This window comes from Nitrosomonas nitrosa, from assembly GCF_003051105.1.
GTDB classification, from domain to species: Bacteria; Pseudomonadota; Gammaproteobacteria; order Burkholderiales; family Nitrosomonadaceae; genus Nitrosomonas; species Nitrosomonas nitrosa.
This window is the reverse complement of the sequence record NZ_QAOO01000044.1, coordinates 1-14,046: the sequence shown is the minus strand read 5'-3', so window position 1 is coordinate 14,046 and position 14,046 is coordinate 1. Positions and strand designations below refer to the sequence as shown.

Annotated in this window: 11 protein-coding genes; 5 read left to right on the top strand and 6 right to left on the bottom strand. The window is 49.3% G+C overall.

Annotated elements, in window-relative coordinates:
- Positions 1 to 431: 431 nt before the first annotated feature.
- Both C8R30_RS14750 and C8R30_RS14745 read left to right on the top strand, forming a co-directional pair.
- A complete protein-coding gene (locus tag C8R30_RS14750; RefSeq protein WP_090672043.1) occupies positions 432 to 734 on the top strand; it encodes a type II toxin-antitoxin system HigB family toxin in 303 nt (100 codons plus the stop codon).
- A gap of 12 nt (positions 735 to 746) precedes the next feature.
- Positions 747 to 1,121, top strand: coding sequence for a helix-turn-helix domain-containing protein (locus C8R30_RS14745; RefSeq protein WP_090672040.1), 375 nt, complete (start codon positions 747 to 749; stop codon positions 1,119 to 1,121).
- Positions 1,122 to 1,611: 490 nt separating this feature from the next.
- Here the strand turns inward: C8R30_RS14745 and C8R30_RS14740 are convergent, their stop codons facing one another.
- The 3 genes from C8R30_RS14740 to recQ all read right to left on the bottom strand — a co-directional run bounded on the left by C8R30_RS14740 (position 1,612) and on the right by recQ (position 4,427).
- A complete protein-coding gene (locus tag C8R30_RS14740; RefSeq protein WP_090672037.1) occupies positions 1,612 to 1,899 on the bottom strand; it encodes a type II toxin-antitoxin system RelE/ParE family toxin in 288 nt (95 codons plus the stop codon).
- A gap of 12 nt (positions 1,900 to 1,911) precedes the next feature.
- Positions 1,912 to 2,193, bottom strand: a complete 282-nt coding sequence (locus tag C8R30_RS14735; protein ID WP_090672034.1) for a type II toxin-antitoxin system ParD family antitoxin — start codon at positions 2,191 to 2,193, stop codon at positions 1,912 to 1,914.
- 392 nt (positions 2,194 to 2,585) lie between these two features.
- Complete coding sequence (gene recQ / locus C8R30_RS14730) at positions 2,586 to 4,427, bottom strand: DNA helicase RecQ (protein ID WP_090672049.1); 1,842 nt, start codon at positions 4,425 to 4,427, stop codon at positions 2,586 to 2,588.
- 311 nt (positions 4,428 to 4,738) lie between these two features.
- Between recQ and C8R30_RS14725 the strand changes: the two genes are divergently transcribed.
- On the top strand, positions 4,739 to 6,697 hold the full coding sequence (locus tag C8R30_RS14725; RefSeq protein ID WP_107790481.1) for a DNA topoisomerase IV subunit B: 1,959 nt from the start codon (positions 4,739 to 4,741) through the stop codon (positions 6,695 to 6,697).
- A gap of 3 nt (positions 6,698 to 6,700) precedes the next feature.
- The gene (parC, locus tag C8R30_RS14720) at positions 6,701 to 9,109 is read left to right on the top strand and encodes a DNA topoisomerase IV subunit A (protein WP_107790480.1); all 2,409 of its coding nucleotides are present in this window, start codon (positions 6,701 to 6,703) and stop codon (positions 9,107 to 9,109) included.
- Positions 9,110 to 9,315: 206 nt separating this feature from the next.
- Here parC and C8R30_RS14715 read toward each other — a convergent pair whose 3' ends face one another.
- The 3 genes from C8R30_RS14715 to C8R30_RS14705 all read right to left on the bottom strand — a co-directional run bounded on the left by C8R30_RS14715 (position 9,316) and on the right by C8R30_RS14705 (position 12,588).
- Positions 9,316 to 9,660 carry a cupin domain-containing protein gene (locus C8R30_RS14715; protein ID WP_107790479.1) on the bottom strand — a complete coding sequence of 115 codons (345 nt, stop codon included), beginning with the start codon at positions 9,658 to 9,660 and terminating at the stop codon, positions 9,316 to 9,318.
- 105 nt (positions 9,661 to 9,765) lie between these two features.
- On the bottom strand, positions 9,766 to 11,448 hold the full coding sequence (locus C8R30_RS14710) for a protein kinase domain-containing protein (protein ID WP_107790478.1): 1,683 nt from the start codon (positions 11,446 to 11,448) through the stop codon (positions 9,766 to 9,768).
- A 723-nt stretch (positions 11,449 to 12,171) separates the two neighbouring features.
- Positions 12,172 to 12,588 carry a MarR family transcriptional regulator gene (locus C8R30_RS14705; RefSeq protein WP_258192068.1) on the bottom strand — a complete coding sequence of 139 codons (417 nt, stop codon included), beginning with the start codon at positions 12,586 to 12,588 and terminating at the stop codon, positions 12,172 to 12,174.
- Positions 12,589 to 12,718: 130 nt separating this feature from the next.
- Between C8R30_RS14705 and C8R30_RS14700 the strand changes: the two genes are divergently transcribed.
- Positions 12,719 to 13,747 carry a fatty acid desaturase family protein gene (locus tag C8R30_RS14700; RefSeq protein WP_107790477.1) on the top strand — a complete coding sequence of 343 codons (1,029 nt, stop codon included), beginning with the start codon at positions 12,719 to 12,721 and terminating at the stop codon, positions 13,745 to 13,747.
- The last annotated feature ends 299 nt before the right edge of the window (positions 13,748 to 14,046 follow it).

Sequence of the window (14,046 nt, the reverse complement as noted above, 5' to 3'; positions counted from 1 at the left end):
AACTGTAATTTTTGTGACAGGATTCATGAGTGTTCTATTAGGAGTTAATAATATTTCTAGGCAAGCAATATTATACCCTTCTAGAACACTATTGTCTTTATATATCAATATGTTATTGATGTTACGCGAACACCGAAACTTTAGTAATGAAAAATGTCAATTCTATTGAACCACATCAGATGTCGACTTAAACAAAAACTGCATTCATGTCCGGGTTGCTAAAGTACGCGGCCACCTCAAAGGCACTAAAACCAAATCAGGCACTCGTGAAGTTACGCTTCAACCCCAAGCAAAAGAAGCCCTGCTCAACCAACAAACCTACACAGCAAATGGGTCATAAGGATTGGGGGCAAATCAGAAAAATCTATGGTCGATGGACTGATCCATCAAATTAATTGTCAAAGTCCCGTAATGGGACTATTATTTAACCCATGAGAGTAATCGCTCTGTCTACTTTGAAGGCATTCTGGGAAAATGATCCATCCTACGCCGATGCAATTCAACCCACACTTGCTTGGTATAGACATACATTAAAGGCCTGCTGGTCATCCCCTGTAGAAGTCAAAGCAGATTTCAAGACCGCCAGCATCCTCAAAGATGGCAGAGTCGTATTTAATATCGCCGGAAATAAATACCGGCTGGTGGCATGGATTAACTATGCTTACAGCATTGTATATATACGCTTTATAGGCACCCATGCCCAATATGATCGAATCGATGCACAAACTATTTAACCCAAAAAGATTATGCATATCAAACCAATCAAAACAGACGCCGACTACCGCACAACATTAAAGGAAGTTGAAACGCTCATGACAGCCAAACCCAACACGCCAGAAGGCGACAAACTAGATGTTCTGGTTACACTGATTGAAGCTTACGAACGGGAACACTTCCCGCTTGATTTGCCTGACCCCGTTGAAGCCATCAAATTTGAAATGGAACAGAAAGGTCTAACCATCAAAGACCTGGAACCCCTGATCGGAAAAAGCAACCGCGTATACGAAGTTCTAAACCGCAAACGCTCCCTAACCCTTAAAATGATCCAGAAACTACACCAGGAACTAGGCATTCCCGCTGAGTCTCTGATAAAACAACCAACCCAGACACACATTACATAAGTAATTTCTCTTTTTATTTCCTGTGCTAAGATCAATTGAAAGATGCAACCGATTATGAAGATCAGGTGCAATTCATAAAAACCTATAAGCGGTAGATTCCGTAATCGATTAGGTCAAATAATCACCCTACTTCCTCAGGATTTATCGATCTCAAACTATTAAATAGCAAACGTGCATATGTCATTAAATAGTTTGAGCGTCTTTGAAAAGTGTCGTAATAAATGTCAAAAGGAATTGGTATGGGTGTTTTCTTTGGTACTTCAAGTAAACTGATTATATTGCTGTGATCTTTCACAAGTTCGGGGTCAGGTCGCGAATCAAGAAAAACAAAAGCAGGGTCTAGAATTATGAATTCTTATTCTTGTGAACCATAGCCCGATCGTTACTCTTATTCTACTTGATTCGCGATCCATGTGGCGTAACCCCTATGTGGTACTAGGTACTAGGCGAACGCTGATGGGCAAAAGACATATCATGTGCATGTGAGGCGTCAGAATAAATGGAGCCAATCACGTGCTCCATGGATCACACGAACAACCTCAATTCCATCTTGTACGGTGCGATACAGAATCAAATATTTGCCCACTGCAAAATAGCGAAGCTCTGGGGCAATTTCGGCTCGCAAACGACCCATTAACGGATTGTTCGCAAGCGCATCGCATTTTTCTTCAATGTCATCGAGCACACGATCAGCTGCTCTGGGATTATCCTGGGCGATGTAAATCCATATTTCAATGAGATCTTCCTCTGCCTGCGCTGTCCTTTTGACTACCGGCATAATTTTACCGGTTTAGCTCTGATCCATTTCTTGGGCCAATACCCGTTGTCGAGCTTTTGCTTTGATCTCTGCCATATTGGTCAAATGACCAGGACCACTCTCCAGCCCAGCTTGCCAAAGACTTCGTAGCTCTCTCATTTCATTTTGTTGAATAGAACGCTTGAGTTTCCAATCGCGCAAAGCTTCCCGGATAACTTCGCTACTGCTGGCATATTCACCACTTTCGACACACTGACGGATAGCTGCAGCCATTTCAGGTGTCAGAGCAATACTTAATTTTTCAACATGTGCCATGATAAAACCTCCTTGCGTTATAGTAGTAATATTTACTACTCAGAGCAACAGCGTTGACTGAAAAATAATTAGCACAGTGATCACAATGATGTAAGGAAAAATACCCTTGTACTTCGCATACCTCCGTTATGTTGCCGTGGAATAACGTGGAGTGAAAAATGCACATGACAGGGTCAAGTCGCGAATAAAGAAAAAACAGATTCGTTCTGTATAAAAACAAGAGACACCTATTATCTTGAAATAAATAACAAAATATACAATCACTGGTAAAGGTATCAGCACTGGGGTAAGCTGGTTTTCATGAAGCGAGGTTTATTTCGCTGTTCGAAGTTTCTGCCAGAACCACATCTGAAAGAACCTCAAAAATACTCGCATTTCACCTATCCACGAAATTAGCTCACCCCATTTATCGTATCCTCCACCACCTTCAGGAAGTGATCGCCGTAGCGTGCCAATTTGGCTTGTCCCACGCCGCTGATGCGTTCCAGCTCGGTTAGGCTGCTAGGGCGTTGGTTGAAGATCTCCAGCAGCGTGCTGTCGTGAAAGATTACATAGGGGGGGACGCCCTGTTCGCGTGCTAATTGTAGGCGCATGGCCTTGAGTGCTTGCCATAGCGGGTCTTGTTTGGCATCGGCAAACGCCTCGCGTGTAAGCGAAGCACGCTCGGCACGACTGACGATACGTCTGCCTATTTCGTTGTCTCGGCGCAGCCATAGCTTAGTTTCACCCCGCAACAGCGGGCGTGCCTCTTCGGTCAGGTTCAGTCCGCCATGCCCCTCCATCTGCACCTGAAGCAGGCCAAGCGCGACCAGTTGCCGGTAAACGCTGCTCCACTGCTGGGATGTCAAGGCCTTGCCGATACCAAAAGTGCTAAGTTGCTGATGCTGAAATTTTTCTATCTGTGGTGTGTTTTTACCCAGCAGCACATCGATCAGGTGACCCGCGCCAAAGCGCTGCCCGGTACGGTAGACACAGGATAGCGCCATACGTGCTGCCTCGGTCGCGTCCCAGGTGTCCACCGGGTTGAGGCAGTTGTCGCACTGGCCGCAACGGCCGGGGTGCACCTCGCCAAAATAGCGCAAGATCGTCTGATGGCGGCACGTGGTGGCTTCGCAAAAACCCAGCAAAGCATCGAGCTTTTGCCGTTCTACACGTTTACGTTCTTCCGGGGCATCTCCCGCATCGAGCATCTGCCGCATCGAGACCACATCGCCCAGACCGTAAACCATCCAGGCATTGGCAGGCAGGCCGTCGCGGCCAGCGCGGCCGGTTTCCTGATAATAGCTTTCCATACTCTTGGGCAAATCGAGATGCGCCACAAACCGGACGTTGGGTTTATCGATGCCCATGCCAAAAGCTACGGTGGCCACCATAATGACGCCCTCCTCGCGCAGGAATCGGCTTTGATGCCGGTTACGCGTTGCGGTGTCTAGCCCGGCGTGATAAGGCAAGGCATCCCAGCCGCGCGCTTTCAGCCAGATCGCTGTTTCCTCCACTTTTTTGCGCGACAAACAATAGACGATACCGGCGTCGTTGGCGTGTTCGGCTTCGAGAAAGGCTTGTAGTTGCTGGCGTGGATTGTTTTTGATCGCGACGCGATAGCAGATATTGGGACGGTCGAAGCTGGCGATAAACTGCCGCGCCTTTTCCAACGCGAGACGCTCGACAATCTCCGCACGTGTGGGTGCATCGGCCGTCGCTGTCAACGCGATACGCGGCACAGTAGGAAAGCGGCGATGCAATACCGTCAATCCGCGATACTCTGGACGGAAATCATGCCCCCATTGTGAAACGCAATGAGCCTCGTCAATGGCAAACAGCGCGAGGCCAGAGTGTGTCTGCAAACGCTCCAGCAGATTCAAGAAGCCTTCTGTCAGCAACCGTTCGGGCGCAACGTACAGCAGTTTGAGTTCGCCATGCAGCAAACGATTGATCACTTCCCGCGCCGCCCGGGCGTCGAGACTAGAATTCAGAAATTCAGCTTGCACGCCAAGCTGATTAAGCGTTTCCACCTGATCCTGCATCAACGCAATGAGCGGTGACACCACGATACCGACACCTGGCCGCAGCAAGGCTGGAAGCTGATAGCACAATGACTTGCCCCCGCCGGTCGGCATCAGTACCAGCGCATCGCCTCCGCTAGCAACATGCTCGACAATATCCTGCTGCTGCCCCCGAAAAGCCGAGTAGCCGAAAACTTCATGAAGGATTTGTTCAGAGGAAAGGCGGGACATCATTTGAACGAAGAAGCGTATCGATTCATTTCCAGACAGATTCTTGTTTTCTGCATTATTATAAGCCTTATTCAGATAACCGAATGCCAACAGAATTCGGATCATTGCTTGAGTGCATGAAAATCTTGCTGCACGCCAGTTTTCAGCTATTTTAACGGATGCCGGCGATTCAGTGCTCAAGTCGCTAACCCAGCCCTCAATTCCTGCTAAAACGGCATCGGACAAGCTTTCCGCACTCGTGAATGCGCCAGATAGATGGATTTTATGGGAAAATGCCGTGGCGTAACCTGTCTCAAACTTACTGGGTATCCATGGCAAAACAAACTTACGACGAATCTTCAATCCGTGTCCTGCGCAAACTGGAACCGATCCAGTTGCGGCCAGGCATGTACACCCGCACCACAGATCCAACGCACATGGTGGTCGAAGCCATCGACAACGCCGTCGATGAGGCGATGGCCGGGCATGCCAAGCACATCGAGGTAACCTTGTACCGGGATGGATCAGTCGCTGTCGCTGATGATGGGCGCGGTATTCCGGTCGGACTGCATCCGGAAGAAAAAGTCCCGACCATCCAGGTCGTGTTTCAGGTTATTCATTCCGGCGGCAAGTTTACCAAAGGCGAGGCGGACAGCGGCTATAAATTCACTGGCGGCTTGCACGGCGTGGGTGTTTCGGTAACCAATGCGCTCTCCTCCCGCCTGGAAGTCGAAGTTAAACGCGACGGCACTCATTACCGCATTGTTTTCGCCGAAGGTGAGGTGATCGAGCCGTTAACCGTGATCGGCCAGTGCGGCGCACGCAATACAGGCACGGCGCTTCGCATCTGGCCCAATGCAAAATATTTCGACTCTCCCTCAATCCATCGGGGAGAGCTGGAGCACTTGTTGCGCGCCAAAGCCATGCTGCTGCCAGGCGTCAAAGTATTGCTCAACATCGAAACGGCAACGGAATTCGATGTTAAAGAATGGCATTTCAGTGGGGGAATCGCACAGTATCTCGACCAGATGATCGCCGAAGATGAACCAATCGCCCCCGTCTTCTGTGGTGAAAAATATCTGACCGCCAATGAAATTTTCACCGACGGCGAAGGTGTGCAATGGGCGCTGGCATGGGTTGCCGGCTCAGGCGGAGGAGAATCCTATGTCAATCTGATCCCGACGATGGGCGGCGGAACGCACGAAGCAGGTTTGCGCGATGTGGTTTTTAATAGCGTGCGCACTTTTGCGGAACAGCATGGACTGATGCAGCGCAACGTGAAACTGGCGGCTGAGGATGTGTGGGCCAAGCTGCGCTTCGTGCTGGCTATCCGCATGGTTGATCCGAGCTTTTCCGGTCAAACCAAGGAAAAGTTGTCTTCGCGCGAAGCGGTCAAGCTGGTGGGGGCTGCCATGCGGGACGCGCTGGATTTGTGGCTCAACGCGCATGTGGCAGAAGCCACTAAAATCGCCGAGCAGGCCATCAAAAACGCCATCGCTCGTGGCAAAGCGGCTAAAACGGTCGAGCGCAAAAAAAGTACGGGTGTGGCGGTGATGCCAGGCAAACTGACCGATTCCGAATTGACTGGCCCCGATGCCGAGCTATTCCTGGTGGAAGGAGATTCCGCTGGCGGTTCGGCCAAGGCAGGACGTGACAAAGAAACCCAAGCTATCCTGCCGTTGCGCGGTAAAGGCATGAACAGTTGGGAAGTGGCGCAATCGCAGATTCTCGCGAATCAGGAAATCCACAATATCGCAGTATCGTTGGCGATCGATCCGCACAAGCTCGATAGCGATGTGGATATGAGTACCCTGCGCTATGGCAAGATCATCATCTTATCCGATGCCGATGATGATGGGAGCCATATCCAGGCATTGCTTTTAACCTTGTTCTTCCGGCACTTCCCCAAGATCATCCAGCATGGGCATGTCTATATTGCCCAGCCCCCGCTGTTCCGGGTGGATGTACCGGCACAGGGTAAAAGCAAACCGCCACGCAAGCTGTATGCTCTGGATCAGGCAGAGTTGGATATCCTGGAAGCACGACTGCGCCAGGAAGGCATCAAGGAAGGAAGCTGGGCCATTTCTCGATTCAAGGGACTGGGGGAAATGGATGCCGTACAGCTTTGGGAAACGACATTATGCCCAGATACACGCCGACTGGTGAGAATCAGCTTGGGCGATGTCGCGGCGACCGTTGATGCCTTCGATACCCTGATGGGCCGGTCACAGGCCAGCGCACGCAAAGAGTTGATCACGATTCATGGCAACGAAGTGGAGGCAGATATTTAAAGCATGAAAAATTTGGATTTGTTTGATGCGCTGGATTTGCCCTTGCCACAGCAAGAGCAAACACCACTCCCCCCCGCTCCCCCTGCGTCTTCTCAAGGTGGTGACAACAGCGATGACGGTAGCTTCGATCTAGCCGAGTATACGCATCAGGTATATCTGCGCTACGCGATCAGCGTGGTCAAGGGACGGGCGCTGCCGGCTGTGTCGGATGGCGAAAAGCCGGTACAACGCCGTATTCTGTACGCCATGCATCGCTTGGGACTGACCCACGGAGCAAAAGCGGTTAAGTCGGCCCGCGTGGTCGGCGATGTTATCGGTAAATACCATCCCCATGGTGACTCGGCTTCCTATGAAGCGATGGTGCGCATGGCGCAGGATTTTGTGCTGCGCTATCCCCTGGTCGATGGCCAGGGCAACTTTGGCTCACGCGATGGCGACTCTCCTGCAGCGATGCGCTACACGGAAGTGCGGCTTACCCGCTATGCTGAGCTGCTGCTGTCCGAAATTGACGCAGGCACCGTCGATTTCCGTCCAAATTACGACGGCTCGGAGCAGGAACCTGTAGATCTGCCAGCACGGCTCCCTTTCTTGCTGTTGAATGGGGCATCCGGCATCGCGGTTGGCATGGCGACGGAATGTCTGCCGCACAATATGCGCGAGGTGGGCAATGCCGCCATTGCGCTGATGCATAACCCATCGATGGCGATCGATGAGGTATTGCAACACATCCAAGGACCAGATTTTCCCGGTGGCGGCCAACTGATTTCCAGCCCCAGTGACATAGGGGAAGCCTATGCGACCGGCCGGGGCAGCTTCCGTGTGCGCGCTCGCTGGAGTATAGAGCAGCAAGCGCGCGGCCAATGGCGCATGGTAATCCATGAATTGCCGCCAGGCGTCTCGGTCAAAAAAGTGCTGGAGGAGATTGGCGACTATGTCGATCCGCAAATCAAAGCGGGCAAGAAAGATTTGTCGATAGAGCAGAAACAAATGAAACAACTGTTTCTCGATGCACTGGAAACCGTGCGTGACGAATCCGGCAAGGATGCGTCCGTTCGGATCGTGCTGGAACCGCGTTCATCGCGTATGCCGCAGGAACAATTTATCGCCCTGCTGCTCGCGCATACCAGCCTAGAAGTTACCGCACCGGTCAATATGGTCACCATCGGACTGGATGGCAGGCCGAATCAGAAAAACATCCTGGAATTACTGGCCGAATGGGTGCAATTCCGTATCACCACGGTCACCCGCCGCAGTCAGACGAGACTCGATCAGGTGCAAAAGCGGCTGCACATTCTCGCAGGTCGTCAGGCGGTGCTATTGAACATCGATGCAGTGATCCGTGTCATTCGCGAGGCGGAAGATCCCAAGATTGATCTAATGGCACAGTTCGGCATTTCCGCCCTTCAAGCAGACGATATTCTGGAAATCCGCTTGCGCCAACTGGCTAGATTGGAAGCCATCCGCATCGAGAATGAAATGAATGCGCTGAAAACGGAAGAAGAAGGGTTGAAGAAGGTACTGGCTAACGAAACCGCCATGCGCGATCTGATTATCAGCGAAATCGAGGCCGATATAAAAAAATTTGGCGACGACCGCCGTACGCTGATTCAGGCAGCGGAGCGAGTCGTAGCTAAAGCAGTGTCTGTAGCGGATGAGCCCTGCACGATCATCCTGTCTAGAAACGGCTGGATTCGGCAGCGCACAGGTCACGACATTGACATAAACACGCTCTCGTTCAAGGATGGTGACCAGTTACTGGCTATCGAACACACGCGCACCACTTATCCCGTGGTTGTGCTGGATAGTGGTGGGCGTGCCTACAGCTTGTCCACAACTGATATTCCCGGCGGGCGTAGTGATGGCGTACCATTAGCTTCCTTGCTGGACATGCCCCCCAAGACGAAAGCGGCTGCAATGTGCGCCGCGTCGCCGCAGACTCGATATCTATTCAGCTCGTCCGGAGGATATGGCTTTATCGCTTCACTCAAGGACCTAGTATCGCGCCAGAAGGCTGGCAAGGCCTTCATGACCCTGAATAAGGATGACCGCTTGCTGCAACCAGCGGATATCGCTCATGGCAACCTGGTCGTGGTACTAGGCAGCAATGGCAAGTTGTTATCATTCCCGCTCAGTGAAATGAAAGAATTGTCAGGTGGCAAAGGCGTCATCCTGCTTGGTTTGAAGGAGGGCGAAACGCTGATTGCCACGGCGGTGCTCCCGGAAGGCGCGCCACTCCTGATCAGCGGAACAGGCAGAGGCGGCAAGCGATCGCAATCGGTATTGACATGGGAAGAATTGCAACCGTTCGTATCACACCGTGCACGTCGGGGAACGCTAGCACCTGTCAAGTTCAAACCCGAGAAAATTGCAGTAGTGTGCACTGGATCTCACTCGATAGAAAAACTGCCTTAGAGTGCCCACCTCACACACTGCCCATGAGCTGACAGAGCATGGCGCATCGCATCTTTTAAAAAATTAAAGAAAGCATTTTTTACGCCGATAACATCCATGTAACATTTTTCTTGTATTTTCCCTCTGTCTAAAGAAAACCCTCGCCAGAGACTCCTCCTCCTCGATCTGGCGGGGGTTTTCCATCTCGACTCCGGCTATTTCAAACCTTATGCACACTTTTCACCCCCTTTTGGTCCCCAGAAAACAACCCAGGTAGAAAAATCATCTGAAAAATTCTCGAATCGATGCTCAACATGCGCCGGCACAAAAAAGACGGTGCCCGCCTCGAATGAATGACGATTACCTGCCATAACAAACTCTCCGCACCCGGTGTGGATAAAATACAGCTCATCCTGATCGTGCGGTGTTTGGATATCCGTGCCTCGTGGAGCATATAATTCGACAGACATCGAACCATGCGCAAACGCGAGCGCGAAGGGCTCGCCCATCGGCCATTCCTCAGTGACTTTGCCGGGAATACGTTGTAAAAGATCAGATACAGTCGCTTTCATCAGTTAGGCTTAAGCTCGAATAGAAAGTTAGTATTGTGCGGATTGACTGTTAAATCAGCAATTCCTTCCGGCTCACTATCATCAAATGATTGAATTAACCACCCATCATTCGTCAGCACCCATCAGCTCTGTTCTAATTTTAAGCAGCCTTGCATCATCGGGCAACACCGATTCAGCCCTTTGCAGATACAGTTTGGCTTCATCCAGTCTGCCATCCAATCTTGCCTTGGTGATAAATTGGATATACCGGTCGACGATCCTCTGCAAACCAGCGTGTGCCTCAGTATTATCGGGATCGATCTCCAACACCATTTGATAATATTTAAAGGCATTGTCCCTCTGAGGTGTAGTGAAGCGTACGGCCCTCATGGCTTTTTCAGCTGCAGCCAGGTGTGATTCAATTAATCCCTCATCAAATGTTTTATCAGGTGCAGTCTGATGCTGCGGCAGCGAAGTTTCGGGGGTGATCACCGGTTGTTCTTTGCTGGATTTTTGATCAGTTGCCATTACGGCATCTTCCTCTGCCGCTGGCTGGTTAGCCGGGGAACTTGCAGGAGAAGGCGCGCTGTCCACCATCAATTCTGCCGTTGGTTGGCTAGGTTCGGTATTCGCCATAGCAATGGACGTATCTTCCGGTGTTGCCGGTGTCACGAGTGGCTGATCGCTGATGCCAGTGTCCTGCTCTAATGCTGACTGGGTCGCCACACGCTCTTGTTGATCCTCCAGCGATTCCGCTGTTTTTTCACCAAACCATAACCCAACAGAAATCAGCGCAATAATGCCAAACATGACACCTACGCCTACGGAAAACCCGGTAACTGGCACACTTTTTTTCTCGTCCGATGTTGTTTTTTGCTGTGATGACGAGGGGGTGGATTTACCTTCCTCGGGTTGGGAGCTTGATTTAAGCAGTGACAAGATCTCGTCCGTTGATTGTGGCCGATCGCTATAATTGGGCTGCAACATCCAATCGATCGCTTTCAACCATTCCGCACTATAGGCAGTACCCGCCGATTCAGCAGGTAATATCATCGGATCGGGCTCTCCCTTGCTGATCGCGATAATTCGATCATGGGGCGCAACCGGCTGATGATGCGTCATACAATAATAAAGCGTTGCGCCTAAAGCATAAAAATCACTAGCAGGCCCCGGTTCATATCGCTGTTCGTACTGTTCCGCTGGCGCGTAACCCATGGCTAACTCGGTATCGAGTTGAAGCATGCGCGCAGCCATAGCCAAGCGCGCAGCGGCAAAATCAGTCAACAACGGTTCGCCATTCTTGCCGAGCAGAATTGTCGCTGGTTGGATACCACCATGTATTAATTTGGCTTCATGCACTCTCTGCAATGCGCTCAAGATCGAAGTCAGAATGAACCTCAGCTCCGTTTCACCCAGTGAAGCGGGTGGCTGAGCCACCTTGGAAAGCGAAGCCCCTTCTGGATGAGCCCTAACCAGGTAAGCTGTGCCATTCAATTGCAGGACATTCTCGACAGCAACGATATTGGGGTGTTCAATTTGTGTCAGCAGTTCGGCGTGATCAACAAAAGTCTTTAGCCCATATTCGAAATTTTCTTTGTCATTTGGAGATTTCGGCTCAACACCGAGTCCACCATTTGTACGCACTGCCAGTTCATGAGGAAAAAATTCCTGTATATCGACCCTTTCTTTAAGATGATGATTCCATGCATGATAGGTGATATCAAATGCGCCAACTTTCAGAACACCCTTGATTTCGTAGACACCCAACTGGGTTCCTGTGGGTAAAATTTGATCGTGTAGGTGAGTCATGCTATGTATTACCCCTTTCTCTAATCATGTTTAATGGGTTGACGAGTAAACCGTCCCTGTATAGTCACTTTTATAAAATGCCGTCTTGCAATATCAAGCGCTAAGTAATACTAGGAGACTGTCTGGCAAGTGCATCATACAAAAATAAAGATTTTCTATGAGCAATCCATTCAGCTAATCGTTTTACAGATAGTAGAGCTTTTCGACTAAATTATCACCCAATTACTACAAACAGACTCGGGACAATATTGAAACCACTCTCCGCCTCTTCACAAATCTTCTGATGTTGGAGTGCCTGACTTCTGGGATCGATCAACCATAAATTTTGTTTAAGTCTCCGACTTTACGGATATTTACCCCATATATTCCCCACTTTTCAACCATTCTAGTACTTTCCCGGTTTTGCCTAAGAGGCTGTCCTTCATGCTCAATCTGATGAGAGTCTTGTCTTGCCGCGTAAGGACGATCCCTATAACCGTATATGTTTTACCAAGTCTTGCTGCGAGACATATGTTTTCAATCCTGATTTAGCGCTTACAGCAGATAAGAATGGGTCATTATTTATAATTTCTTAGCTACAGAAAAACCAGAAAACCAGTATTGTAATCACCAAAACTGATCGTGCCTAATCCTCTGATCTGAAGTAATCAACTCAAAATTATATCGACTGCCTGGTCAGTAATTCAGCGCAATGACGATTCACCCTCCGCTTGCAAGCCATTGCTATGAATGGGGCGGCTGAGAATCTTGTGGCGGAAATGTTTCGAACACTGAAATGGCATAATCCAGGAAAAGCTCAATTTTCCGCTTGAGATCAGCAGACATCGTAATCCGCTTTGAACGCAAATCTTGCGGGTCTGAGTGTTCAATGAGAAAACCGTGATCGATTGCAATCTGAACATATTTGACAGCGGTTCGCTGGCTAATATTTGGCATGAGCCGATATAGCTCGGACTTGTGAAAAGTATCGTCGTGCTGCAACCACATTTGCGTGAAGAGGTCATAGTAGTTCAGATCATGGAAGAGTTTGTTTCCCAGAATTTCCATCCAATATTGATCCGTACGATTAATAAGCTGAATGAACTGACGGCGCCTAAGGTTCCCGTATTTCTTGGGTTTACCCAGATTTCTGATTTTCATTTGCATTTTTGCAATTCAATCTTATCGATTCAAAATAAAATTATATTATTACATGCAAATTTGCATGTATAATTACACATAGAGATATTTCTGTGGATTCAAGGATACGCCAAAAAGGAGGCTGCTCGATATGATTCATAACATAGAGAAAATCTGGTTTCGTAACAAGGGCGGTTTGCGTCCAACCATTTCAGCGTTGCTTTATTGCCAACTAGCTTATTTTGGGGGCGCAGCGCTTATTTTATCCTTGAATCCAACTTTTATGATTATTGGTACGCTCGCGATGGCTCACGGCATGGTCATTGCCGCTTATCTGATCCACGAATGCGGACACAACACCTTATTCAAGTCGCCGCATCATAATGCCATGCTGGGAAAGGCATTAAATTGGCTTACTGGTGGTTGTTATGGAACTTACGAAGATTTGCGCACCAAGCACATGCAACACCATGTGGATAACGTGGATGTCACTATTTTCGACTACAGAAGCCACCTCGCGCGCCATCCAATTCAATGCAAGCTGGTACAGACGTTGGAGTGGTTGTATGTGCCCGCCGTGGAATTTCTCATGCATGGCGCGCTCATACTTGCGCCCTTCCTGTTTAAGGACAAAAAGGACCAGCGGTTGCGGGTCATCACAATTATCGTGGTCAGGTTAAGCCTGCTACTGATGGTGTTTTTCTATTCACCAGCGGCATACCTGTGCTACCTTCTCGCCTATACGATCTTCTTGACGGTTTTACGCTTCATGGATGCGCTTCAACATAACTATGGCCTGACGCCAGCATCCGATCATCACATTGATCTAATAAAGCGCAGGGGTGACCGGGACTATGAGGAATCTCATACCTTCAGCAATCTGATTTCAGTCAATTATCCCTGGCTAAATCTACTTACGCTCAACTTTGGTTATCATAATGCACACCACAGTAAGCCCACCGTTCCTTGGCACGATTTGCCAAAGCTGCATCGAGCGCGGTATGGTGACCAAGCAGGTTGTGTTATCCCCTTTAGAAAACAGTTATCGAGCTTCCACAAAGGAAGGGTGGCGCGCATATTCGGCGACGAAAGCGAGGCGGAAGGAAACCGATTTGCACAACGCCTCCAAAACGGCTCTGCGATAGGCGCGAGCGGCGTATCATTCTTAACACCGTTGTAAACGACAAGGTAGGCGGCAAGGTAACACAAAGGGGTCAGGTACAGAATCAATAACACAAAGGGGTCAGGTACAGAATCAAGAATTTTTATTTTTGCAGAAATGGGTAAAGCCAAACTTGATAACGCTGACTTCGATTAAAACAGGAAGTTAATTAACTAAAGTTTCGGTGTTCGCGGAACATCAATAACATATTGATATATAAATACAATAGTGTTCTAGAAGGGTATAATATTGCTTGCCTAGAAATATTATTAACTCCTAATAGAACACTCATGAATCCTGTCACAAAAATTACAGTT

What these genes read in the sequence shown, in the direction of transcription:
- C8R30_RS14740 (WP_090672037.1), bottom strand. Translation starts at nt 1,899, where the DNA reads ATGCCGGTAGTCAAAAGGACAGCGCAGGCAGAGGAAGATCTCATTGAA.
- recQ (WP_090672049.1), bottom strand. Translation starts at nt 4,427, where the DNA reads ATGTCCCGCCTTTCCTCTGAACAAATCCTTCATGAAGTTTTCGGCTAC.
- C8R30_RS14700 (WP_107790477.1), top strand. Translation starts at nt 12,719, where the DNA reads ATGATTCATAACATAGAGAAAATCTGGTTTCGTAACAAGGGCGGTTTG.
- C8R30_RS14735 (WP_090672034.1), bottom strand. Translation starts at nt 2,193, where the DNA reads ATGGCACATGTTGAAAAATTAAGTATTGCTCTGACACCTGAAATGGCT.
- C8R30_RS14710 (WP_107790478.1), bottom strand. Translation starts at nt 11,448, where the DNA reads ATGACTCACCTACACGATCAAATTTTACCCACAGGAACCCAGTTGGGT.
- parC (WP_107790480.1), top strand. Translation starts at nt 6,701, where the DNA reads ATGAAAAATTTGGATTTGTTTGATGCGCTGGATTTGCCCTTGCCACAG.
- C8R30_RS14725 (WP_107790481.1), top strand. Translation starts at nt 4,739, where the DNA reads ATGGCAAAACAAACTTACGACGAATCTTCAATCCGTGTCCTGCGCAAA.
- C8R30_RS14705 (WP_258192068.1), bottom strand. Translation starts at nt 12,588, where the DNA reads ATGAAAATCAGAAATCTGGGTAAACCCAAGAAATACGGGAACCTTAGG.
- C8R30_RS14715 (WP_107790479.1), bottom strand. Translation starts at nt 9,660, where the DNA reads ATGAAAGCGACTGTATCTGATCTTTTACAACGTATTCCCGGCAAAGTC.
- C8R30_RS14745 (WP_090672040.1), top strand. Translation starts at nt 747, where the DNA reads ATGCATATCAAACCAATCAAAACAGACGCCGACTACCGCACAACATTA.
- C8R30_RS14750 (WP_090672043.1), top strand. Translation starts at nt 432, where the DNA reads ATGAGAGTAATCGCTCTGTCTACTTTGAAGGCATTCTGGGAAAATGAT.